Consider the following 24,423-nt stretch of genomic DNA (forward strand, 5'->3'; position numbering starts at 1 on the left):
AGTGTAACAGACATAAAAAAGGCGACCAGTGGTCGCCTTTAGTAACAGCCTATCGGATTAGCTGATCAGATTAAGCAGCAGTTTATTGAGACGACCGACATAGGCGGCCGGATCATCCAGTTGCCCACCGGCGGCCAGTTGCGCCTGTTCAAACACCACCAGTGCCAGCTCGCTGAAGCGGTCTTCATCGGTCTCGTTATCCAGCTTGCTGATCAGCGGGTGCTCGGGGTTGATCTCAAAGATCGGCTTGCTTTCCGGTACTGCCTGACCTGCTGCCTCCATAATCTTACGCATCTGAATACCCATATCATAAGCACCCAGCACCACGCAGGCAGGGGACTCAGTCAGACGATGGGTGATGCGCACTTCACTGACCTGAGCATCAAGGCTGCTCTTCAGACGCTCAACCAGGCCTTCCAGCTCTTTGGCGGTCTCTTCGTGAGCTTTCTTCTCCTCTTCATTCTCAGTTTCACCCAGATCCAGTTCGCCTTTGCTGACATCCTGGAAGGACTTACCGTCGAAGTCGAACAGCTGACTCATCAGCCACTCATCAACACGGTCAGACATCAGCAGCACTTCGATCCCCTTCTTGCGGAAGATCTCGAGGTGAGGGCTGTTCTTCGCCGTGTTGTAGTTTTCTGCAACTGCGTAGTAGATCTTCTCCTGACCTTCCTGCATCCGGGAAACATAGTCTTCCAGCGAGACATTCTGTACGGAGGAGTCATTATGGGTTGATGCAAAACGCAGCAACTTAAGAATAGTATCTTTGTTCGCGTGATCTTCCGCCGGCCCCTCTTTCAGCACTTCACCGAACTCAGTCCAGAATGTCGCATATTGCTCAGGATCGTTTTTAGCCAGTTTACCCAGCATATCCAGCGCACGCTTGGTCAGTTGAGTTTTCAGCTTATCGACCACAGGGTCTTTCTGTAGAATTTCACGGGAGACATTCAATGACAGATCACTGGTATCCACCACACCTTTGATAAAGCGCAGATACATCGGCAGGAACTGGTCTGCCTGATCCATAATGAAGACCCGCTGGACGTAGAGTTTCAGGCCACGGGGGGTGTCACGGTTCCACAGATCATAGGGGGCATGAGCCGGCACATAGAGCAGGCTGGTGTAATCCAGCTTACCCTCGACCCGGTTATGGCTCCACTTCAGTGGGTCCTGGAAGTCATGGGAGATATGCTTGTAGAACTCCTTAAACTCCTCTTCGCTGATATCACTTTTAGAGCGGGTCCAGAGCGCGGTAGCGGAGTTAACAGTTTCATCCTCGGGTGCTGCGGGTTCTTCCCCCTCTTCGACCGGTGCCGCTTCTTTCTGCATAATCACCGGCAGAGAGATATGATCAGAGTACTTACGCACCAGGCTGCGCAGACGGAAGCTATTCGCGAACTCCAGCTCTTCATCTTTCAGGTGCAGAATAATGGTGGTACCACGTTGCGCTTTTTCAACGGTTCCTACGGTGAACTCACCCTCACCCTGAGACACCCAGTGAACCCCTTCAGAAGCGGGCTGGCCGGCACGGCGGGTAATCACTTCCACCTCTTTTGCGACGATAAATGCAGAGTAGAAGCCAACCCCGAACTGACCGATCAGCTGCGAGTCTTTTTTCTGATCGCCACTCAGTTGAGAGAGGAACTGAGAGGTTCCGGATTTTGCGATGGTTCCCAGATGCTCAATCACATCCTGACGGGTCATACCGATGCCGTTGTCATCGATGGTGATGGTTTTTGCCTTCTCATCAAATTCGATGCGAATACGCAGATCGCCATCACCCTCATAGAGGTCGTCATTAGACAGTGCTTCAAACCGCAGTTTATCCGCTGCATCGGAAGCGTTGGAGATCAGTTCCCGAAGAAAGATCTCTTTATTTGAATACAGAGAATGAATCATCAGGTGAAGCAGTTGCTTCACTTCGGTTTGAAAGCCAAGAGTTTCCTGCTGAGTTTCTGTGCTCATCTATCAATTCCCAATCTTACTGTTACAAAGATTTACTGTTAAAACGAAAATCGTTGACACTAAAGATGGGGACAGCCCCTCTCTTTTCAAGGGGCTATATCGCAAAAGCAGGACAAATTATTCCATCCGGCTGATCACCAGTTGACGCAGGGTACTGGAGTTAAACTCCCGGCGATAGAGGATAAAGACCACGCCGGTAACCATCAGCATAAATAACCAGGGGTTGATAAACCAGGCGAGAACAGAGAGGCTGAAATAGTAGGTGCGCAGCCCCAGATTAAAGTTATTAGCGGCCATCGAACTCATGACGGCCAATCGGTTCGCATGGGCTTTCAGCTCAGGCTCTGTGGCATCATCGGGCTGTGGAGCGCCCCCCATCATCACCGAGGTGAAACCATACTGACGCAGACTCCAGGTAAATTTGAAAAAGGCGTAGATAAACAGGCCTATCAGCACCAGCAGTTTCAACTCCCACTCCGCCTTGGTCGCATGATTGACAAACGGCAGATCGCCAACCACATCGATCGCTTTCTCGGTGGACCCAAGTACGGTCATCAGGCCCGCCAAAATAAGCATGGTTGATGAGGCAAAAAATGATACGCTACGCTCCAGATTGGTAATCGCCGCCGCATCGGCGATACGCACTTCACGATGAAGCATCCGGTTCATCCACTCCAGGCGATAGTTATGCATCACACTGGCGAGACAGTGGGTATCTCTGGCTCTGCGCCGGGTGTAGGTGTTGTAACCCTTGAAACAGGCAAGAAACCAGATGAGTGCAACAACGTTAACCCAGTTTGTCTCAACAAAGCCGATCAGCAGTTCCATGGATATTCCCGGGAAGTAGATGTAATAAGCTATTGTAATTAAAGCAACAGGATAGACAACCTTGCCTCAACAATATTCCAACCTTATTCGCGGTGCAGCCCTGGCAATGGCAACCACCCTGTTAATGAGCCTGGCCGCCGCCGCGACCAAATATACCGCGGGTTTTGTCTCAATCGAACAGATCGTACTGGTTCAGTACTGTATCTGCACCCTGATGATGCTGCCCTGGCTGGGGCGGAAAGGGTTCCGGGCACTCAAAACCGAAAAACCCTGGTTACATCTGATTCGGGGGCTCTCCGGCTGGCTCTGTTTCTACACCTACTATCTGGCACTGAATAATATTCCCCTGGGCGAAGCCTCTCTGCTGCGCAATGCGGCCCCCCTGATGGTGCCGTTACTAGTGCTGGTATGGCTACAATACCGGATGCCGCTGCTAAACTGGTTGCCCATAGTCATCGGTTTTCTGGGTATTGCGCTGGTACTCAAGCCCGATGGTAGCCGCTTAAACCCCTGGCACCTGGCCGCTGTGGCTTCCTGCCTGCTGCTATCGGTTTCCATTGTCACCACCCGGGTACTGGCCCTTTCAGAACCCACCAGTCGTATTCTGTTCTACTATTTTGCACTCTCAGCACTCTTCTCTCTGCCGCTGGCATTAGCTGGCTGGCAACCGGTGCCACTCGCCAGTGTGCCGCTGATGATCGGCATCAGTCTGTCGATCTGGTGCACCATGTGGCTTTACACCAAAGCCTACAGCTATGCCAAAGCAACCGTGATTGCACCGATCAGTTATTTTGGCGTACTGTTTGCCGGTTTGCTGGGCTGGCTTTTCTGGCAGCAGGTTCCTGATATGATCTCTGTTATTGGCGCAGCACTGGTTATCAGTGGCGGTATCGGCTCGGTATGGTTAGGACGGGAGAAAAACTGATGTATCTTGATCTGGGAGACCTGTTCTGGCTTACCCTTATTGTACTGCTTTTGCTGCACTGGTGGCAGTCGCTGAAAGTGAAGGAGATCGCACTCAAAGCGGCCACTAACCACTGCCGTGAACTGGACCTTCAATTACTGGATCAGAGTGTCTATCTGCGGGGAATCTGGCTGAAACGGGATGACAACGGCAAGATCAGAATCTGGCGCTCCTATCTGTTTGAATTTACCGCGACCGGTGAAGACCGGGCACGGGGCCGGGTTGTTCTGTTAGGCCCCCGGATCACCGGCATCACGCTGGAAGCTCACCGGATCTGATCACTGCCAGCCATAAAAGCATACTTTAGAGCCAGAATATACTGTCGGTCAGACCCACATCATAAGGACAATGGAATGAGATGTTTTCATCTGTTAGGGTTGGCTATCCCATCAACGATTGGAGTACAGGTTGTGTACTATGCGTAATTCCGGCTTACTTCAGCCAAAGCCGTCGGATCATTGATCTCACGCAGTCTTCTTAGTTGCTTTAACCGGATGGTATAGCAATAGTAAAAACAGAGCCCCGTGAGAAAGCCGTCATGTCAGTATTAGACGACCTGTTAGAAAAAATTGATCAGCAAGAGTTTGTCCGCCTGTCTGCTGATATCCGTACGGTGTTCCATCAGCACCAGCGCTGGTTTAACTCCCTGAATCTTGCCCTGATTTCACAGGATACGGCTCTTAAAGAGGAGGACTATTGCTGCTGCTCCCATTCCCATTGCCAGTTTGGTCAGTGGATTAAGCGGATTCTTGATAATCCGAAATTCCATCATCCGTTTTTTCTTGATCTCGATATCCAGCACAAAAATTTTCATGCCGTTGCCAACCAGTTACTGACCGGCCTGCAATCGCAACAACCGGTCAACCTGCTGCTTTATAAAACCCTGATAGAGGCGCAGGAAGCCTTTATACTTGAGGTGCTGACACTGTTCGAATTCAGCGTTGTCACCACTAACCAGTTTGATATCGTCACCGGGTTAATGAATCGACGCAGCATCTACTCTGTACTCAACTACGAGAAAAACAGAATGTCCCGGGACAGTAGCCGAAGCTGCTGTATCGCCTTAGTTGATATTGATCACTTTAAACGGGTCAATGATCGGTACGGACACGATGCTGGCGATAGCGCCCTGTCTCAGGTTGCCGCAGTACTTCACTCATTTACCCGACAAAGTGATTCCCTGGCACGTTATGGCGGGGGGAGTTTCTGTTTGTCTTACCCGATATAAAGATTGCCGAGGCGCAAAAGGGGATTGAGCGGGTCAGACGTAAACTGGCTGACACCCCCATTATGACGACACAGGGAAATATTCAGATAACAGCGTCTTTCGGCATCACCCAGCTAAGCGCCCAATGCGACATCGAAAACTCCATCAAACGCGCCGATGAAGCCCTGTCTCTGGCTAAGAACAGTGGCCGCAACTGCAGCGCCTACATCGATCTCGACAGCTTTTCAGCAGCTGACCGGGAAACAGCTAACGGACAGATTGATGATCACCTGCATCAGTTACTGGCCCGTTACAGCAAACGGATAAATTCAGAGTTGTAACACCGCCAGTTTCAGGGGAAATCTTCCATCCGGAGAGGGAAAGTCACTTTCCGGAGTTAACCGGGTAACCTGCTTTACGGGACAGCCGGCTTTAACGGCACAACGCTGAACAATATCCAGCCACACCTCATAATCAACACTGGCAACATTATTGGCACACACCAGTTGGCCACCCGGTTTCGTTGCCAGCAATGCCGGTTTCAGCACACTGGGATAATCGCGGATCAGATCCACAGTACCAAATGTACTTTTCGCCCAGCGTGGGGGATCCAGAAATACCAGATCAAATTTTTCCTGCTGAATCCGTGGAAAGGGTTTAGGTTTTCGTCCCCGTCCTACTCTCTGCTTAACCGGAATACCTGCCAGCTGTTTCACAGCGGTAAAGAAGTCACTCTGGAAAAAATCGATCTGCTGATCACTTAGGTTGTTAAGCCGGGCGTTCTCCCGACCGATAGCCAGCGAGCGGGTTGAAAAATCCACATTCAATACGCGACTGGCCCCGGCCGCAGCGGCAACCACGCCGACCCCGCAGGTATAAGAGAACAGATTTAAAACAGACTTCCCGGCAGCATTCTTCTGTATCCAGCGACGACCCGCGCGCATATCGAGAAATAGCAGAGGGTCCTGGCCTTCGTGCTTGCCCTTTATCCGGTAGCTGATACCCAGTTCATGGGCAACACCCTCCCAGTCATCAACACGAAAATCATCGCTGCGGCGTGAGTTCGCTGAGCTGCGGTCGTTATACACCCGCTCAAGCGTGCAACCAAGAAACTTTTCTACCGCACGGTGAATCTGTTCGCACTGCTCCTCTGTGACCGGCTCATGAAAGGTCTGAATCAGTAACTGCGGACCGTAGCGATCAACTGTCAGGCCGGGAATCCCCTCATTAATACCATGAAACAATCGGTAGCAGTCGCTGTTTTCCGCATGCAGGGTTTCCAGTAGCGGGCGACGACTCACCAGCGCCGTTTGAATCAGATCAAGCATCAGTATTCCTTGAGAAGAGTATAAATCGATTCCAGTCGTGCCACAGGATCATCGAGTTCCAGTAAGCGCTGCTTGTCAGCGCCTGAAAAAGGCAGCATCGCTGCTAACTGATAGCTGAAAGCATCAGCAGTTTCAGCACTCACCCGGGCCGGACTGAATGATAACAGAGGATGCTCTGCAAGATGAGCGATAATCTCCGACAACCGGGTCGATTGCGGTGCTAAGTCGACCGGATCAGCGGAGCAAAGATACTCCACCTCCCCCAGCAACAGTCCATCACTCTCTTTCTTTATTGCAGCAACCCGGACCCTTTGCTCCCCCTGCAACTCAATACCGATCATCTGGTTCGCAAGCGGCTGCCAATCGAGGATGCTCCCCGTTGTACCCGTAGTATAAAAATCGATATCCGGAGTGGAGGGATGTCGGGCCTGAAGAATAACCAGCGGTTCCTGACGGGCAAGACACTCTTTAACCATGCGACGATAACGCAGTTCAAAGATCTGTAGTGGCAATAAAGTTCCGGGAAACAGCACCACAGGCAGTGGAAATAGTGGCAGGGTTTTCATTCTCTCAGTATAGAGAGTAAAACACCTGTCGACGATGCTTGCAGCAATAAAAAAGCGCACAGCAAAACAGACAGTGCGCTTTGGCCATACGAGGTATCAGGCGATTCAGAAATTAAACACCCGTGTGTCCGGATCAATGAGAGCAGCCGCCATCACCGGCGGTTTAGCAGCACCCACTCCGTCCAGTAAAGCCTCCATCCCAACACCTTTATTGGGCAGATAGAGCGCGCATACATCAACTTTAGCGCCACCAGAGATCAGCTTCTGCATCAGTTGCTCAGGGGTAACATTCTTAGGCTTTAATGGCTCGGATTTATACTCTTTAAGGGCCATATCACCCGCACTATCACACAACAACACACTGACTTTAGCGCCTTTCGCCTGCATCATGTTACCCAGCACCATCGCCATGCCCCGGGTTTGCTGCTCAGCACTGGTGAGGGTGATCAGCACTTTATCCACGGTTTCTGCTGCAGAAACCATGATCGGAGCGACCAGAGTTGCGGCCAGTACCGCAGAGATTACAATTTTTCTCATTTCGGTTTAATCCTTCAATCCGTTTAATTATTCAGCAGGGTGCCAGGCAACTGGAGGGTCGACCTTATAGCTCCAGGGGAGACCGGAATTACGCCAGCCATTAACAGCACGAACCCCTTTGGAATCGCCCTCTTTCAACACCCCCCCTTCAAAACCATTCACCACTGACCAGACATTGCTATACCCCTGAGCGGCGAGCAGATTAACAGCGGAGGCGCTGCGTGATCCGGAGCGGCACATCATAAAGATAGGGGTATCCTTGTTAGCACCGAGCTGATTAAGTTTGTCGGTCAACTGAGCATTAAACGCAGGATTTTTTTCCATCGCCCAACTGCTTTTCTTGTCGTTCCAGCCTTTTGAATTGGCAATCATCAGCGGCACATGAATACGGGTTGGGGTGGCAAAACCGGTAAACATCACCTCAACCGGATCACGCACATCCACCAGAATCGCTGAGCTATCCTTTTGCAGCACATCCCAGGTCTCAGAAGGCGTTGCATACAGATCAAGTGTAGTCTGCGCCGATGCTTTTTCAGGTTTTTCAGCAGCAACCGTTGTCAGTGCAATAATGCAACTTAACACCCCTGCAGCCAGTACCGTTCCTTTCATAATTTTCTCCATTACAGTATGCCCCCATTGATGCAACAGAATATATTAGATAAAACTAATAAATAAAACCCTAAAGTTAAATACAGGCATAAAAAAACCACTCCGAAGAGTGGTTTTGACTTTTAAAAACAGCGGTCAGGCCTGATAGTCGCGATCAAGATTCAGCGTGGAGAGGGTCCGCTTACGCACTGACCGCAGTAACTGGCCATCCTCTATTAATGACTGTCCGTATGAAGGCACCATCTGTTTCATCTTTGCCTGCCACTCCGGCGTGGCCAGCCGTTCAGGGAAGCAACGTTCAATCACATTGATCATAGTCGGCGTTGCAGTAGAAGCACCGGGAGATGCCCCCAGCAGTGCTGCCAATCGTTTATCTGCAGAGGAGATAACCTCTGTGCCAAACTCCAGCTTACCCTGACCTTTTTCATTCTTCTTAATGATCTGAACCCGCTGACCCGCATAAGAGAGTTCCCAGTCTTCATCTTTCGCTTCCGGGTAAAAACGGCGCAGTGAGTCCACCCGGTCTGAGTGAGACTGCATCACCTCACTGATCAGATAACGGGTCAGGTCCATATTTTTAGCCCCCACCTGCATAATCGGTTTCAGATTGTTAAGCCGCATACTCAGCGGCATATCCAGCGCAGAGCCTTTCTTCAGGAACTTAGTGGTAAAGCCCGCGAACGGACCAAACAGTAACGCGCGTTTGCCATCAATAATACGACTATCGAGATGGGGAACCGACATGGGAGGCGCACCGATCGGCGCCTGCCCATAGACCTTAGCCATATGCTGCTCAACGATCTCCGGTTTCTTGCACACCAGCCACTGACCGCTGACAGGAAAACCGCCATAGCCATCACCTTCGGGAATACCAGACATCTGTAGCAGAGGTAAAGCCCCACCGCCAGCGCCAAAAAAGAGAAATTTTGTGCGGATATGCTCTTTTTCGCCGGTATGGCCATTTTTAAGCTCAACCCGCCAGTCGCCATCGCTGTACTGAGACAGATCTTCAACAGAGTGACTCAGCTGCAGATCAAACCCTTCCTGCTGTTCCAGATACCTGACCATGTTGCGGGCTAAAGCACCAAAGTTAACATCGGAGCCATACCGTACGCGGGTCGCGGCAACCGGTTCTGTAATATCCCGGTTTTTCATGATCAGTGGCATCCACTGACGCAGCACGTCGGGATCTTCGGAGTATTCCATTTCAGAAAACTGCGGTGTCGCACTCAGTATTTCAAACCGACGACGCAGAAATGCCACATTCTCTTCACCCATCACAAAACTCTGATGCGGTACATTATTGATAAAGTTATGTGGCTCGGGAAGGTGTCCCTGCTCTACCAGATAGGACCAGAACTGCAAGCTGGTTTCAAACGCGGCGTTAATAGCAAATGCCTTGTCGGTATTGATACTGCCATCATCGTTTTGAGAGGTATAATTCAGTTCACAATAAGCTGCATGACCAGTACCTGCGTTATTCATTGCATCGGTACTTTCTTCAGCTACATGGTCTAACCGCTCAACCATGGTGATTGTCAGAGATGGATCCAGCTGCTTGAGCAGAACCCCCAGAGTGGTGCTCATCGCACCTGCACCAACCAGCAGCACATCAACAGATTTTGAGGTCATACTAACTTCGCCATTCAATTATAAATAATGGAGGCTAAGATGATTTCAGGGGCGGGCTTGTGGCCTGACAGTTATATATCAACACAAAAAATAAGGATATAACTCGTTGATAAGTCTGAAACTATCTTAGCTAGCCATGATAGATACGTTGCCCGCTTCAATAACACCAGAACAACTCATATCTCAGGCAGAAACTGTGTCGCTGATTATACGCATTCCTACGAAAAAATCTTGTGCGTTGCAGTAAATTGTCATCATCCCTTAGGCTTATTGTCATCCTAAAGTGGTATAAACCTGGTTGATTTTCTACCCACAGAGCCAAAACAGGAAGATTTTCCAACCTGACCTCTATTTAAGTATTTTTACTCTGTTTACTGCGCTGCTTAAAGACTGATTCAGTCACACTGCCGGACGAACCATTGTATTCATCTGCACTGACAACATAACTCTCTGCTCACAAAACTCAGCCCACAAAAAAAGGGGCCGAAGCCCCTGAATAAAATAACGAGGGTTAAAACGACTTATGCGACTTTAAACCGACCCACCAGTTTCTGCAGTTTACCGGCCTCCTGGGCCAGATCCTGTACCGCCTGATTATTCTCCCGGGCGATCTGTGAAGACATCTCCGAATGGCCGGCAATCTCGGTAACGGTCTGATTCAGGTTTTCACACACCTGACTCTGCTCTTCTGCGGCCGTGGCGATCACCACAGACATCTCCTGAATCAGGTCCATATGTCCGGAAACTTTTGACAGTTCTGACATCCCCTTCTCTGACTGGGTTACCGCCAGATCCGATTGTTTAAAGCTGTGCTGCATCGTTTTGACGGCATCACTGGATGCCAACTTGAGCTTTTCGATACTCTCATGAACCTGCAAAGTGCTCGCCTGAGTACGGGTTGCCAGCGTACGAACTTCATCGGCCACTACCGCAAAACCACGCCCCTGCTCACCCGCACGGGCCGCTTCAATCGCTGCATTCAATGCTAACAGGTTGGTTTGTTCCGCTATCTCCTGGATGACACCAACCACAGAGATAATATCCTGCACGTTATTCTCCAGCGTCGAAATAGCCTGGTTAGAGCCCGCGACATCATCTGCCAGCGTTTTCACCGCACCGGTCAGTTCAACCACACTGCCTTCGGCCTGGTTGAGGTTATCCCGGGACTCATTGGTGGAGTTAGCGGTTTCCGCAGTGTTATGGGCAATATCCTGAGCCGTTGCGGACATCTGGGACATCGCCGAGGCGGAGTGTTCAATCTGTACCTGCTGCTGATGCAGCAGATTGGAGACCTGCTCCATCTGTTTACTAATCGCTGCAGAGCGCTGAGTCACTCCGGCAGACAGCGCAATCACTTCGCCAACCATCTTCTGCAGGGTTTCAATAAACCGGTTAAAGCTCCGGGCCAGATCACCCAGCTCATGATCGCCATCAATTTTGAGACGGGAGGTCAGATCCCCCTCTCCAGTGGACAACGATTTCATCGATTCATTAATACTGTACAGAGGGCGCATTATCGAGGCTTTGACAACTGAACTGAAGATGACTGCCAGCACCACTAAAACGACGCTCGCCAGAGCAAAGTAGATCAACAGCGTATCAAGGCTGTTTAAGGAAGCAGTATCAACATCTGCCAGGATCGTCTCGACATCATCAAGATAAAAGCCCGCGCCTATCATCAGATTCCAGCGGTCCAGATAGATAGCATATGAGAGTTTCGCTTCGGCTATCGTTTGACCCGGCTTAGGGAAGTGATAGGTCACAAAACCGCCCCCCTGCTTGCCTGCTTTGATCAGCTCACGGAGAATATATACGCCATTGGAGTCCTGCAGATCCCAGAAATTTTTACCGATCGACTTATCCATATCCCCCATAAAGACCCGCACACCTTTATCGGTATAGCCAAAAAAGTAACCATTCTTGCCATACTTAAGAGCCCGCAGAATTGGCAGAGCATCTTCCAGCGTCCCCCCTGCATCATAGATATGCTTGATAGAGTTAAAGGCGACCTTATTCAGCGACTCCAACTCTGCGCGTTTCATCTCTATCAGCTTACTTTCAGTGATCTGAAGCTGTTCATGGCGCAACTCATTATTTTCAAAAACAGTCAATATCAGCAGAATAACCGCTAAGAGGATAACAGGGGCAGTCCCCATGATCGTAAGACGCTTGCTAATCGACACTGTCATCAGGATCACTCACTTTATAAATGGATTAAGTCTATTACACACACAAACCCAGACGTTATCAAAGCTATGAGTCCCCATTTCGGGTTCATTGTTGACCTATCTCAAAATCAGGACAGCCAGGAATCATCAGGTGCACACAACAAAAAAGCGGCAACAGGCCGCTTTTAACTATTGACTGATAACACTGACCTGTCAGATATCGATGACATCAAATTCAACCAGGGGGCTGACATCCGCGTCATAATCAACGCCCGCAACACCGAAACCAAACAGTTTCAGAAACTCATCCTTATACAGTTGATAGTCCGTCTTTTCGAACAGGTTCTCTGTAGTAATCGTCGGCCACAGCTCGCGACATTTCTGCTGAATATCATCCCGCAGTTCCCAGTCGTCCATGCGCATCCGGTTTTCATCATCCATTTTGCCAGTATCACCAGCAATAGCGGTGTTGAACAGACGGAACACCTGTTCCATACAGCCTTCATGAACACCCTCGGCACGCATAATCTTAAACACCATCGAGAGATACAAAGGCATCACAGGAATCGCAGAACTGGCCTGGGTGACAACTGATTTAAGCACCGCAACGTTGGCACTACCACCCTTCTCTGACAGTTTACTGTTGAGCGCCGCCGCTGCGCGGTCCACATCTTTCTTCGCCTGCCCCAGAGCACCATCCCAGTAGATAGGCCAGGTAATATCGGTACCAATATAGCTGTAGGCGACGGTCTTACACCCTTCAGCAAGGACTCCGGCATCATCCAGCGCGCTGATCCACAGCTCCCAGTCCTGCCCGCCCATAACGGTTACGGTATCAGCCACTTCCTGTTCGGTAGCCGGTTCAACTTCTGCTTCGATAATCACATCTTTGTTGGTATCAATGGCAGTAGAACGATAGGTTTCGCCGATAGGTTTCAGGCAGGAACGGATGACCTCTCCGGTTTCTGGCAGCTTACGGACCGGAGAAGCCAGCGAGTAGACCACCAGATCGATCTGTCCCAGATCCTCTTTAATCAGATCAATGGTTTTCTGTTTGGCTTCATTGGAGAAAGCATCACCATTCAGGCTCTTGGCATAGAGCCCTGCATCATGGGCTTTCTGATCGAAAAAAGCCGCATTATACCAACCGGCTGTACCGGTCTTTCTGTCGCTGGCAGGCTTTTCAAAAAACACACCGATGGTGGCTGCACCACAACCAAATGCGGCGGAGATGCGTGACGACATACCGTAACCACTGGAAGAACCGATCACCAGCACCCGCTTGGGTCCGTTTTTGATTGGTCCCTGCGCTTTAGTGTAATCGATCTGTTCCTGAATATTGCGCTCACAACCTGTTGGATGTGTTGTGGTACAGATAAAGCCACGAATCTTCGGTTTGATAATCATTATGGATCCACTTTACTTGTCATTCTCTCTGTCCGGCTCGCTTACCCGCCCCCAGCAGAGATTATTGATATCGTTCTTGAAATCGATGTCTGAAACAGCCGGTAAAGATACCCGATTTTAGTCTTCTAATACAGCTAAAGCGCTCTGAACAGCCATAAAAAAAGCCCGCTTTTACTGAAAAAAGCGAGCTCTTATCCCGTCAAAGGTGGCTTTACCACCCAACAGCGTCAAACACTACTTAGCAACAACTAAGCAGATATCCAGGGGAAAAACTTACAGTTTACCATCCAGCTCAGGCACCGCATCAAACAGATCAGCCACCAGACCATAATCAGCTACAGAGAAGATCGGAGCCTCTTCGTCTTTGTTGATAGCAACAATAACTTTGGAGTCTTTCATCCCGGCCAGATGCTGAATCGCCCCGGAGATCCCAACCGCAATATACAGATCCGGCGCAACAATTTTACCGGTCTGACCCACCTGCATATCATTCGGCACAAAGCCGGCATCGACCGCTGCCCGGGAAGCCCCCACAGCCGCCCCCAGTTTATCCGCCAGAGACTCAAGCAGTGCAAAGTTCTCACCATTACCCATGCCCCGGCCACCGGAAACGATAACACTCGCTGCGGTCAGCTCCGGACGATCGCTCTTAGCCATCTCTTCGCCGATAAAGGTTGAGATACCGGCGTCATGGACCGCAGTAACCGCCTCTATAACAGCTGAACCACCTTCAGCCGCAGCTGCATCAAAACCGGTGCCGCGGATAGTAATCACTTTGATTGCATCAAGGGATTTAACGGTAGCAATCGCATTGCCAGCATAGATAGGCCGGGCAAAGGTATCTTCGCTATCAACACGGATCACATCGGAAAGCTGAGCAACATCCAGCAAAGCGGCCACCCGTGGCATCAGGTTTTTACCCGCCGTGGTGGCCGGTGCGATAACATGGCTGTAATCAGTTCCCAGTTCAGCGACCAGCAGGCTGACATTTTCTGCCAGCTGATGCTCATAGGCAGCATTATCCGCCAGCAACACTTTACTGATACCGGCAACACTGGCTGCAGCATCGGCAACGCCCTGACATCCCGCTCCAGCCACCAGAATATGGACATCCCCACCAATCTGAGTGGCGGCCGTAACCGCGTTAAGGGTTGCACCTTTAAGTGACTGGTTATCGTGTTCAGCAATAATCAGAGTAGCCATCAGATCACCTTCGCTTCATTCTTCAGTTTGTCCACCAGCTCCTCCACGGAGGTAACCTTAATACCCGCCTGACGCTGTGCAGGTGGCTCAACTTTCAACAGCTGAGTATGCGCTTTAACCGCCACGCCCAGATCCTCCGGGGTTTTGGTTTCCAGCGGTTTGCGCTTGGCTTTCATGATATTGGGCAGAGAAGCATAGCGGGGCTCATTCAGACGAAGATCGGTGGTAACAATCGCCGGCATAGTCAGTTCAACCGTTTGCAGACCACCATCCACTTCACGGGTGACCTGAACCTTATCACCGGACACTTTAACTTCTGATGCAAAGGTACCCTGAGGCATCCCCGTCAGAGCAGCCAGCATCTGACCGGTCTGATTGTTATCAGTGTCGATCGCCTGCTTACCCATGATCACCAGCCCTGGCTGCTCCTCCCCGATCACCTTCGCCAACAGTTTGGCGACTGTCAGTGACTCCAGGTTTTCATCGGACTGCACCAGAATACCCCGGTCAGCGCCCAGCGCCAGAGCGGTACGGAGCTGCTCCTGTGCGGCCTGGGGGCCCAGAGAGACCACGACAACTTCAGATGCGACACCCGCTTCCTTCAGACGTACGGCTTCCTCTACAGCGATCTCACAAAAGGGATTCATCGCCATTTTTACATTATTCAGATCAACGTCACTGTTATCCGACTTGACGCGTACTTTTACGTTGTAGTCGATAACACGTTTGACAGTTACCAGCACTTTCATCTGTCTACCGCCTTTGCATGTCTATTATCAATAAAGTTTCTTCTACCCAGAAAAAACATGGGCTTGCTTTCATTCTACAGCGAGACCGCTATTACACAACAACCCTAAAAGGGGAGGATCCCGTTGCTCGTTATTGCCCGGCACAAAACCTATGCAACAACTTTCCTACAAAGTTCATCACTCAAATTCAGACCTTCACTTAAAAAGAAGGCTTTTATCGAGCAACGAACAAGTCACGCCTTTTGTGACGTCGAGCTACGAGCAACGGCTCTTACCTCATCCCCGCGCGATCCATCATCTCAGTGATCTCCGCCAGAATACTCTCATCATCAATGGTCGAGGGCATCTTATACTCATCACTGGCTGCTATCTTGCGCAGAATGGCACGCAAAATCTTGCCGGATCGGGTTTTCGGCAGACGTTGTACCACAACAGCCCGGCGGAAGCAGGCCAGCGCCCCCACCTGATCACGCACCATCTGTACCAGTTCGGCTTGCAGCTGTGATTCATCTATTTCCACACCCGCCTTCAGCACAATCAGCCCTGCGGGAACCTGGCCTTTGAGGGCATCGTTGACACCGATCACCGCACACTCGGCCACTGCGGGATGGGATGAGACCACCTCTTCCATCTCTCCCGTTGACAAACGATGACCTGAGACATTGATCACATCATCGGTACGCCCGGTGATGTAAACGTAGCCATCCTCATCCTTGAAGCCGCCATCGCCGGTGTGGTAATAGCCCGGAAAAGCGGTGAGATAGGAATCGGTAAAGCGCTGCGGTTGATTCCAGATATCCCAGGCAACCCCCGGCGGCATCGGCAGGGTGACCACAATATTACCGGTTTCATTCGGCTCAACCAGCTGTCCTTCGCCATCAACCACCTGAATATCATAACCGGGAATCGGTTTATTGGTTGATCCCAGCCGCGCCGCTGAGGGGTTATCCCAGCCCATCATTGGCGCAGTCATTGGCCAGCCGGTTTCGGTCTGCCACCAGTGATCGATCACCGGCACCTGCAGCAACCCGTCAAGCCATTGATAGGTGGAGGAATCGAGTTTTTCACCGGCGACAAACACCCAGTTAAGGCTGGAAAGGTCATACTTCTGCGCCAGCTCACCTTCCGGATCTTCCTTGCGAATCGCCCGGAATGCGGTCGGTGCACAGAACATGGAATTCACCCGGTACTCATCGATCACCCGCCAGAAAGTTCCGGCGTCAGGGGTTTTGATCGGTTTACCTTCAAAGAAGATCGCACTGCAGCCGCCCATCAGCGGGCCATAAACAATAAAGGAGTGTCCTACCACCCAGCCAATATCCGAGGCCCCCCACCAAACATCACCGGGGTTCATACCATAGACATTATGCAGGGCATAGTTAAGCGCCACGGCGTGGCCACCGTTATCCCGCACGATCCCTTTCGGCGCGCCGGTGGTGCCTGAGGTATAGAGAATATACAGCGGGTCGCTCCCTTTCACGGGGACACAATCGGCGGGTTCAGCATCTTGCTGGCACGCATACCAGTCGAGATCACGCTCCGGATTCATCTCTGCCTGCAACATCGGCCGCTGACAGACAATCGTATAGGCGGGCTGATGAGTTGCCAGATCAATCGCTTTATCGACCAGGGGTTTATAGGCAATTTTCTTATCAAACTCGATACCGCAGGATGCGGTCAGAATCAGTTTGGGTTTCGCATCGTCGATACGGATCGCCATCTCATTGGCAGCAAAGCCACCGAACACCACCGAATGCACCGCCCCTAACCGGGCGCAGGCGAGCATCGCCACTGCAGCTTCCGGAATCATCGGCATATATATCACCACGGTATCGCCTTTTTCCACCCCCAGCTTTTTCAGGGTTCCGGCAAACAGCGCCACTTTCTGATGCAGTTCGCGGTAGGTGATCTGTTGTTTACTGTCGGTCGCCGGTGAGTCGTAATAGAGTGCCACCTGATCACCCCGGCTGTGCAGATGCTGATCCAGCGCCAGATAACAACTGTTCAGTTCGCCATCCGGATACCAGCAAAATGTGCCATTAGGCGTTTTTTTGAGGATCGTTTCAGGTTGTTTAAACCAGTTGATGCGTTTAGCCTGCTCAGCCCAGTATGCTTCGGGGTTCTGCTGTGCAGCCCGGTATTCGTCGTTGTAACCCATGACCTACTCCGGTTTTGTTTTTATAGAGGGAGTCTGCCGGCAGGCATTACCGGCAGTATGCGGTTGCTGATGTTAAATCATGAGAAAATCAGCTGTCCTGATAGAGCTTTAAAATGCTGGAGAAATCCAGACCGCCGTTGCCTTTGGACTTATGCAGCGAGAACAGTGAGCGCGCCGCAGATCCCATTGGCACCGGCGAGTTACTCTGCTGACTCAGCTCCATCGCCAGCCCCAGATCCTTAAACATCAGATCGACCTGAAAACCGCCCTGATAATTGTTGGAAGAGGGCACCCCCTCCATCACCCCGGGGACCGGGTTGTATACCTGAAGCGCCCAGTTATTTCCAGAGCTCTGTTTCATGATTTCAGAGAGCACCGCTGGATCGAGGCCATTTTTCATCCCCATGTTCAGCGCTTCACTGGTACCCGCCATCAGGATCGACAACATCATATTGTTGCACGCTTTAGCGATCTGGCCTGCACCACTCTGACCGGCATGGAAGATATTCTTACCCATACACTCCAGAATCGGTTTTGCTTTAGCAAACTGCTCATCGGTTGCGCCGACCATAAACGCCAGGGTCCCGGCGATAGCGCCGCCGACACCACCGGATACCGGTGCATCGATAAAGCTCAGTCCCCGCTCTGTCGCCGCCGCTGAAACCCGCTGCGCCGTGGCGGCATCAATGGTTGAGGAATCAATAATCAGCGCATTGTCAGAGACCACATCCAGCAGCGGGGCCTCCCCTGTCAGATAGAGCCCCTGCACATGCACCCCGGCAGGCAGCATGGAGATCACAAAATCAGCACCGGTAGCCGCCTCAACGGCAGAAGCCACAGCGGTACCGCCCTCTGATACGACGTGCTCTACTGCTGCCTGAGACAGGTCGAACGCCTTTACTTCATGACCTGCTTTCAGCAGGTTGATCGCCATGGGTCCGCCCATGTTGCCCAGACCGATAAATCCGATAGTTGCCATAACACTTTGCCTCTTTTAATTCTTATTAACGTTTTCGTTACACGGCTAAATTAGAGTGACGCCAGTGGGTTAACCGCCCACGGGGATTCAAAGAACTGATCGACAAATGCCGGATCAACCTCCCCGACGGTTTTATAGGTCCATTGCGGAGCGCCATCTTTATCCACTAATAGTGCCCGTACACCTTCGGGAAACTCCCGCTGCTTACAGCACTGCACCGACAGAATCATTTCACTTTCAAACACCTGTTTCAGCGACATATGTTTAGTCACCTCCATCTGCCGCCTGATGATATGAATCGCCAGTGGACTGCCATGACTGATCGCTTTCTGTGCCCGGTTGATCCACTTGTCATCGCTGTCGACCGCCAACAACCCTTCAACCAGCTCCGGCAGAGAGTCTTTGTCGGTAATCTGCTGAATAAACGAGTAGTGATTCTGCACCGGTGAGTCCGCATTAAACGCCGCCTGAGACTGCTGCTCCAGATCACGCAGCACCCGATTGGTTGCCGCATGGGCACAACCGTCCCAGCTTTCCGCCTGCAGTCCATCCAGCATCTGGCTACGCAGTTCTGCGGCGATAAACCGGTCCGCCAACCCCAGGAACAAAGCATCGGCGGCATTCATCGGGTTGCCGGTGAGGCCAAGAAACAGACCGGTACGACCCGGCATATGGTTCAAAAACCAGCTCCCACCAACATCAGGATAAAGGCCAATAGTCACTTCGGGCATCGCCATATGGGTTTTCTCGGTGACGATACGGTGGCTACAGCCGTTCATCAGCCCCATACCACCGCCCATCACAATGCCATGGCCCCAACAGATAATCGGTTTGGGATAGGTGTGAATGGTGTAATCGAGAATATATTCCCGGGTAAAAAAATCGGTTGGAAACTGCGGATCACCATCACCGGTCATCGACTTGTACAGGTTGACCACATCACCCCCGGCACAGAAAGCTTTCTCTCCGGCGCTATCGAGGAGTACAGCGACCACTGCATCATCGGTTTTCCATTGATCCAGTTTTGGCTGAATCAGATCGATCATCTCCAGCGTCAGCGCATTAAGGCTCCGTTCTGCGTTCAGCTGGATCTCAACAATTTTTTTGCCATCGCGGGTCGGGTATTCATTAAACAGTACACAGCTCATCAATTCTCTCCTGTATACCGCTTAGCGGTTTTTCCACTGGGGGGCACGCTTACCCAGGAAGGCATTCACCCCCTCTTTCTGATCTTCGGTAAAGAACAGATCGACAAACAGTTCCCGCTCAAGAATATAACCGGCATCCCAGTGCTGGGTGCGGTTGTTCTGGATCAGCTTCTTACAGGAAGCCACCGCTGTCGGGCTCTGCTGAGCCACGTTCGCCGCCAGCTCCAGCGCTTTTTCCAACGCCTGCCCCTGCGGCACCACCTCTTCCACCAGACCGATCTCCTGAGCTTTCGCAGCTTTAATGCGCTCCCCGCAGAGAATCATCCGCTTGGTCCAGCCCTCACCCACCAGCATAGTGAGGTTCTGGGTGCCACCGGCACAGGGCAGCAAGCCTACTTTGGCTTCCGGCAGCGCCATCTGTGACTGCTCTTCGGCGATACGGATATCACAGGCCAGTGCGACCTCCATACCACCACCCATGGCAAAACCATTGATGGCTGCGATAGAGACACCGCGGAACTGGCTCAGGGTTTCAAACGCTTCACCAAAATAACGCGCTATATCCCGGGCAACACTGCGATCGCCCTCGGCAAACAGGTTCAGGTCCGCGCCGGCTGAGAAGAATTTTTCGCCCTGTCCGGTAATCACCAGACTATAGATATCACGATCAGCGTTCAGCTCTTCCACCAGCGTTTTAAGCCCTTTAAGGCTCTCTTCTGTCCAGGTATTAGCTGGCGGATTATTCATTGTCAGCAGGGCAATACTGCCCCGCTTCTCAACTATCAGCTTGTCGGTCATGGTGATCTTCCTTTCTGTTCAACTCTGTTCTTTATCCGGGAAGCTAACGACCCCGGTTCTGGTTAATCTAACCCGCGATTTACAGCAGTTCTGCGGCATTCTGCATTAGCAAACGACGGGCGATAATCACATTCATAATCTCGTTAGTGCCTTCAAGAATCCGGTGCACCCGGTTATCCCGCAGGAAGCGTTCCATCGGATACTCTTTGATATAACCGTTCCCCCCAAAAATCTGCAGCGCTTCATCGGCAACGTTATAGCCCACATCAGTGGCAAAACGCTTCGCCATGGCACAGTAGGTGGTTTTATCAGGATGGTTATTATCCAGACGGGTTGCCGCCATACGCACCATCTGCCGGGCAGCCACCAACTCGGTGGCAGCGTTAGCCAGTTTAAACTGCAGCGCCTGGAAGTTCGCCAGCGACTGACCAAACTGCTTTCGCTCATGCATATATTCGGTGGCTTTATTCAACGCCTGCTGAGCGGTACCCACAGAGCAGGTGGCAATATTGATGCGCCCACCATCCAGGCCCCGCATCGCGATCCTGAAACCATCGCCTTCCTGACCGAGAATCGCAGAGGCTGGGATACGCACATCCTCAAAGGTGATCATCCGGGTTGGCTGACTATTCCAGCCCATCTTCTCCTCTTTACGGCCATAGGTGATGCCGGGCAGTGTGGCATCAACGGCAAACGCGGAGATCCCTTTCGGCCCTTCCTCTCCGGTGCGCGCCATCACCACCAGGCAGTCGGTTGCACCGGCACCAGAGATGAAGATTTTGCTGCCATTCAACAGATAGTCATCGCCATCACGGCGGGCAGAGGTTTTCAACGACCCGGCATCGGAACCGGCATTGGGTTCCGTCAGGCAGTAGGATGCCAGCTTCTCACCGGCGGTCAGTTGCGGACACCACTGCTGACGCACATCCTCTGCGCCAAACTCGGAGATCATCCAGGTGGCCATATTATGAATCGTGATAAAGGCGGTAGTTGAGGTACATCCCATCGCCAGCTGTTCAAAGATAATGCTGGAATCTAACCGGCTCAGGCCCAGACCGCCAACATCCTCATGGGAATACAGGCCGCAGAAACCAAGCTCTCCCGCAGCTTTAAGCACATCAACCGGAAAGGTCTGATGCAGATCCCACTCGCCGGCATTGGGTTCCAGTTCATTCTGAGCAAACGCGCGAGCCATATCGGCAAACGCCACCTGTTCCTCATTCAGTTCAAAATCCATAGATGCTCCGTACTTAACACAGGTAGATTCTTATTATTACTCTGAAGAGTCAGAGTGTATTTAACGACAAATCCCATTTTTGTTGGCTGAGCGTAATGAGCGCCGGTGAATCAAGGCAAAAACTGGCGCAAAGGCGGAGTTGACTGTTGTCAATATTCGCAAAGCTCACCCTTACGGGCCGTCCTTCGGACGTTGTGGCAGTTAACTGCCGCTGAGCACTTTAAGCCAGCTTTTAACGCAGAGTCACCAAGCGCAATAGCTCAGGCGACAAAAATTATTTCAGATGTATCGTGGTATTAACCCCGGTATCAATATCATCCTCAAACCAGCGTGCAGTGACGGTTTTAGTCTCGGTGTAGAACTTAACCGCCTGCTTGCCATAGGCATGCTGATCACCGTAGAACGATTTTCTCCAGCCAGTGAACGAGAACATAGGCAGTGGCACGGGTACCGGTACGTTGATACCCACCTGACCCACTTTAATCTCGTGCTGATACTTACGCGCAGCCGCACCGGATGAGGTAAAGATGGAAGTACCATTACCGTAAGGGTTTTCGTTGATCAGTGCGATCGCTTCTTCAAGCGTATCCACTTCCAGTGTGATCAGTACCGGACCAAAGATCTCTTCCTGATAGATGGACATATCCCGGGTGACACCTCTGAACATGGTTGGGCCAACCCAGTTCCCGTCGGGGAATCCTTCAACGACACACTCAGAACCATCCAGAATACACTCGGCACCGGCATCTTTACCTTCCTGAATAAAGCTCAGAATTCGTTGTTTGGCCTGAGGGTTAATCTGTGGGCCATAACCCGCTTCAGGGTCATTCCAGACACCGGGACGCACTTTAGCCAGGGCATCACGAACCTCTGGAATCCACTCCCGTGAATTACCTACAAATACTGCGACTGAAATCGCCATACAACGCTGGCCTGCGGCACCGACAGAGGCTCCGGCAATGCTGTTGACTACCTGGTTTTTAGCGGCATCCGGCATAATCACCATATGGTTCTTAGCCCCGGCAAACGCCTGTACCCGTTTCATCTTATCAGTACCGGTACGGTAGATATGCTCACCGACAGCCACCGAGCCGACGAAGGAGATTGCAGGGGTGTCTTTGTGAGTCAGCAACTGATCAACAACCTCTTTCGTGCCGTGAACAACCTGCAGCAGACCATCCGGGGCACCGGCTTCTTTAAACAGCTCTGCCAGACGCATCGGCGTCAGCGGGTCTTGTTCGGATGGTTTCAGGACAAAGGTGTTACCACAGGCGATTGCCATCGGGAACATCCACAGAGGAATCATCGCCGGGAAGTTAAACGGGGTGATACCCACACACACACCCAGCGGTTGAGTAATGCTGTAACAGTCGATCTTGCGGGCAACGTTTTCAACCGTCTCCCCCATGCTCAGTGAAGCAATATTACAGGCGTGTTCAACCACTTCAATACCGCGCCATACATCACCTTTGGCATCTTCAAAGGTTTTACCGGTTTCCTGTGACAGCAGCTCAGCAATCTGATCATGATTCTCTTTCAGCAACGCCTGATAACGCAGCATCAGACGGGCACGCTCACCGACAGGGGTCTCTTTCCAGGATTCAAACGCGGCTTTTGCGGCTTCGACCGCCTGATCCACTTCATCCGCGGTGGCACAAGGCACCCGGGCAATGACTTCCTGAGTTGCAGGATTGGTCACAGGAATCCAGTTTTCACTGCGGCTCTGAAGCAGTTCACCATTGATCAGTAGAGGGACTTGCTGAGACATGTTTTGCACCTTTTTATAGTTTAGTTTTTATAATTCAGTTCTTGCTTGTTCTTGTCACGGTTAGAACGGAACCGTTTTCCTGAATACAGAGGGGGCACCATGGATTCAATTAAAGCACAGCTTCCGACTGCAGATGATTCATAATGTTGCTATATTAATGGACTATATTGCTATTTAATACATGAATACCCTTATAAACCCTTAATGCCCTATACTACATTAGTCGAGCAGCCCCGATGAGCACACCGTCAAACTGGCCTCTGCCGCCCCAGAGCATCCGCTTTATCATGCCCCACAAAATCATCGAAAAACTTAGCAATAACAGGCTTTCAAAGGATCTTTACCCACTCGGTGCCGGCTATTACAAGCAAGCAGTAGGGCACCGTATGGAACGCCTGGAACATGATGACCATCTGCTGATATATTGCCTCGACGGCAAAGGTAAAATTCGCGTTAACCAGAAGAATATTGCGGTAAATAGCGGTGATCTGATTCTGTTACCCCGGGGCACAGCTCACCAATATGCATCCAGTCTGAATATCCCCTGGACCATCTACTGGTGTCATTTTGAGGGAGGACTGGCGGATGACTTTATTGCCCATCTGCAGATCTCAGAACAGAAGCCGGTGGTTCACTTAGGATTACACAGTAGTCTGGTGAGCGAGTTCGATGCCCTGCTGGAAGCACGGCATAGCAGCTACCATCTGAACGCCTTTATCAATGCGGCAAACCAGTTGCGGCAGATACTCACTCATATTGCACTGTTACAGCCGCTGGTACGCAGCCAGGATGCCGACAGTTTCGATCTGGAAAAAATTCACAGCCTGATGCAGGCCCGTATTCATGAACAGCTGGATATCGATACCCTGGCGGCCAGCGTTAACCTGTCAAAATATCACTTTATTAAGAAGTATAGAGATATCACCGGCACCACACCAATTAACCACTTTATCCACCTGAAAATTGAACGCGCCTGTCACCTGCTGGATATCAGTAGCAGAACCATTGCTGAGGTGGCCTTTATGGTGGGCTATGAAGACGCCTATTACTTCTCCCGCGTTTTCAAGAAGGTGATGGGTATATCACCCACCCAATATCGCAAACTGCAGGTCGGCGCCTGGTCGTATAAGAGCTTTAAAACCGAAACTATTTAATTTAACTTACTAGTCACT

The 24,423-nt window shown here is 51.2% G+C and carries 22 protein-coding genes; 5 read left to right on the top strand and 17 right to left on the bottom strand.

Going from position 1 to position 24,423, the window contains the following annotated elements:
* Positions 1-57: 57 nt before the first annotated feature.
* On the bottom strand, positions 58-1,965 hold the full coding sequence (htpG, locus tag JW499_RS05315) for a molecular chaperone HtpG (protein WP_205209628.1): 1,908 nt from the start codon (positions 1,963-1,965) through the stop codon (positions 58-60).
* Between the two features lie 117 nt (positions 1,966-2,082).
* On the bottom strand, positions 2,083-2,793 hold the full coding sequence (locus tag JW499_RS05320) for a DUF599 domain-containing protein (protein ID WP_205209629.1): 711 nt from the start codon (positions 2,791-2,793) through the stop codon (positions 2,083-2,085).
* Between the two features lie 61 nt (positions 2,794-2,854).
* On the opposite strand from JW499_RS05320, the gene JW499_RS05325 reads away from it, so the two are divergent.
* The 4 genes from JW499_RS05325 (at position 2,855) to JW499_RS22625 (ending at position 5,305) form a co-directional block, all read left to right on the top strand.
* Positions 2,855-3,718 (top strand): DMT family transporter, encoded by an 864-nt coding sequence (locus tag JW499_RS05325; protein WP_205209630.1) that lies wholly within the window; start codon positions 2,855-2,857, stop codon positions 3,716-3,718.
* Positions 3,718-4,035 (top strand): DUF3301 domain-containing protein, encoded by a 318-nt coding sequence (locus JW499_RS05330; RefSeq protein ID WP_091353295.1) that lies wholly within the window; start codon positions 3,718-3,720, stop codon positions 4,033-4,035. Before JW499_RS05325 ends, JW499_RS05330 begins: the two co-directional genes overlap by 1 nt.
* Positions 4,036-4,295: 260 nt before the next feature.
* Positions 4,296-4,985 (top strand): diguanylate cyclase, encoded by a 690-nt coding sequence (locus JW499_RS22620; RefSeq protein WP_205209631.1) that lies wholly within the window; start codon positions 4,296-4,298, stop codon positions 4,983-4,985.
* Between the two features lie 62 nt (positions 4,986-5,047).
* Positions 5,048-5,305, top strand: a complete 258-nt coding sequence (locus JW499_RS22625) for a hypothetical protein (protein WP_269814535.1) — start codon at positions 5,048-5,050, stop codon at positions 5,303-5,305.
* Here JW499_RS22625 and JW499_RS05345 read toward each other — a convergent pair.
* The 15 genes from JW499_RS05345 to JW499_RS05415 all read right to left on the bottom strand — a co-directional run bounded on the left by JW499_RS05345 (position 5,294) and on the right by JW499_RS05415 (position 23,251).
* Entirely contained in the window at positions 5,294-6,292 is a 999-nt protein-coding gene (locus JW499_RS05345; RefSeq protein WP_205209632.1) for a class I SAM-dependent rRNA methyltransferase, read from the bottom strand. The genes JW499_RS22625 and JW499_RS05345 overlap by 12 nt on opposite strands.
* Positions 6,292-6,858: an LON peptidase substrate-binding domain-containing protein gene (locus tag JW499_RS05350; RefSeq protein ID WP_205209633.1), complete on the bottom strand. Its 567-nt coding sequence runs from the start codon at positions 6,856-6,858 to the stop codon at positions 6,292-6,294. Before JW499_RS05350 ends, JW499_RS05345 begins: the two co-directional genes overlap by 1 nt.
* A 105-nt stretch (positions 6,859-6,963) precedes the next feature.
* Positions 6,964-7,395 carry a DsrE family protein gene (locus JW499_RS05355; protein ID WP_205209634.1) on the bottom strand — a complete coding sequence of 144 codons (432 nt, stop codon included), beginning with the start codon at positions 7,393-7,395 and terminating at the stop codon, positions 6,964-6,966.
* Between the two features lie 27 nt (positions 7,396-7,422).
* Positions 7,423-8,004 (bottom strand): rhodanese-like domain-containing protein, encoded by a 582-nt coding sequence (locus tag JW499_RS05360; RefSeq protein ID WP_205209635.1) that lies wholly within the window; start codon positions 8,002-8,004, stop codon positions 7,423-7,425.
* Between the two features lie 135 nt (positions 8,005-8,139).
* Positions 8,140-9,636 carry a malate dehydrogenase (quinone) gene (gene mqo, locus JW499_RS05365; protein WP_205209636.1) on the bottom strand — a complete coding sequence of 499 codons (1,497 nt, stop codon included), beginning with the start codon at positions 9,634-9,636 and terminating at the stop codon, positions 8,140-8,142.
* A 521-nt stretch (positions 9,637-10,157) separates the two neighbouring features.
* Positions 10,158-11,825 (bottom strand): methyl-accepting chemotaxis protein, encoded by a 1,668-nt coding sequence (locus tag JW499_RS05370; protein WP_205209637.1) that lies wholly within the window; start codon positions 11,823-11,825, stop codon positions 10,158-10,160.
* Between the two features lie 192 nt (positions 11,826-12,017).
* Positions 12,018-13,211, bottom strand: coding sequence for an enoyl-ACP reductase FabV (gene fabV / locus JW499_RS05375; protein ID WP_205209638.1), 1,194 nt, complete (start codon positions 13,209-13,211; stop codon positions 12,018-12,020).
* Positions 13,212-13,484: 273 nt separating this feature from the next.
* Entirely contained in the window at positions 13,485-14,414 is a 930-nt protein-coding gene (locus JW499_RS05380; RefSeq protein WP_205209639.1) for an electron transfer flavoprotein subunit alpha/FixB family protein, read from the bottom strand.
* Positions 14,414-15,163 (bottom strand): electron transfer flavoprotein subunit beta/FixA family protein, encoded by a 750-nt coding sequence (locus JW499_RS05385; RefSeq protein ID WP_205209640.1) that lies wholly within the window; start codon positions 15,161-15,163, stop codon positions 14,414-14,416. Before JW499_RS05385 ends, JW499_RS05380 begins: the two co-directional genes overlap by 1 nt.
* 271 nt (positions 15,164-15,434) lie before the next feature.
* Complete coding sequence (locus tag JW499_RS05390; RefSeq protein ID WP_205209641.1) at positions 15,435-17,321, bottom strand: propionyl-CoA synthetase; 1,887 nt, start codon at positions 17,319-17,321, stop codon at positions 15,435-15,437.
* Between the two features lie 88 nt (positions 17,322-17,409).
* On the bottom strand, positions 17,410-18,300 hold the full coding sequence (gene mmsB / locus JW499_RS05395) for a 3-hydroxyisobutyrate dehydrogenase (RefSeq protein ID WP_205209642.1): 891 nt from the start codon (positions 18,298-18,300) through the stop codon (positions 17,410-17,412).
* A gap of 50 nt (positions 18,301-18,350) precedes the next feature.
* The gene (locus JW499_RS05400) at positions 18,351-19,448 is read right to left on the bottom strand and encodes an enoyl-CoA hydratase/isomerase family protein (protein WP_205209643.1); all 1,098 of its coding nucleotides are present in this window, start codon (positions 19,446-19,448) and stop codon (positions 18,351-18,353) included.
* Between the two features lie 21 nt (positions 19,449-19,469).
* Positions 19,470-20,246, bottom strand: coding sequence for an enoyl-CoA hydratase (locus JW499_RS05405; RefSeq protein WP_205209644.1), 777 nt, complete (start codon positions 20,244-20,246; stop codon positions 19,470-19,472).
* Positions 20,247-20,325: 79 nt separating this feature from the next.
* Complete coding sequence (locus JW499_RS05410; RefSeq protein WP_205209645.1) at positions 20,326-21,483, bottom strand: acyl-CoA dehydrogenase family protein; 1,158 nt, start codon at positions 21,481-21,483, stop codon at positions 20,326-20,328.
* 274 nt (positions 21,484-21,757) lie between these two features.
* Positions 21,758-23,251 (bottom strand): CoA-acylating methylmalonate-semialdehyde dehydrogenase, encoded by a 1,494-nt coding sequence (locus JW499_RS05415; RefSeq protein WP_205209646.1) that lies wholly within the window; start codon positions 23,249-23,251, stop codon positions 21,758-21,760.
* Between the two features lie 236 nt (positions 23,252-23,487).
* On the opposite strand from JW499_RS05415, the gene JW499_RS05420 reads away from it, so the two are divergent.
* Entirely contained in the window at positions 23,488-24,405 is a 918-nt protein-coding gene (locus JW499_RS05420) for an AraC family transcriptional regulator (protein ID WP_205209647.1), read from the top strand.
* Positions 24,406-24,423 lie beyond the last annotated feature (18 nt).

Source organism: Amphritea pacifica, from assembly GCF_016924145.1.
GTDB classification, from domain to species: domain Bacteria; phylum Pseudomonadota; class Gammaproteobacteria; order Pseudomonadales; family Balneatricaceae; genus Amphritea; species Amphritea pacifica.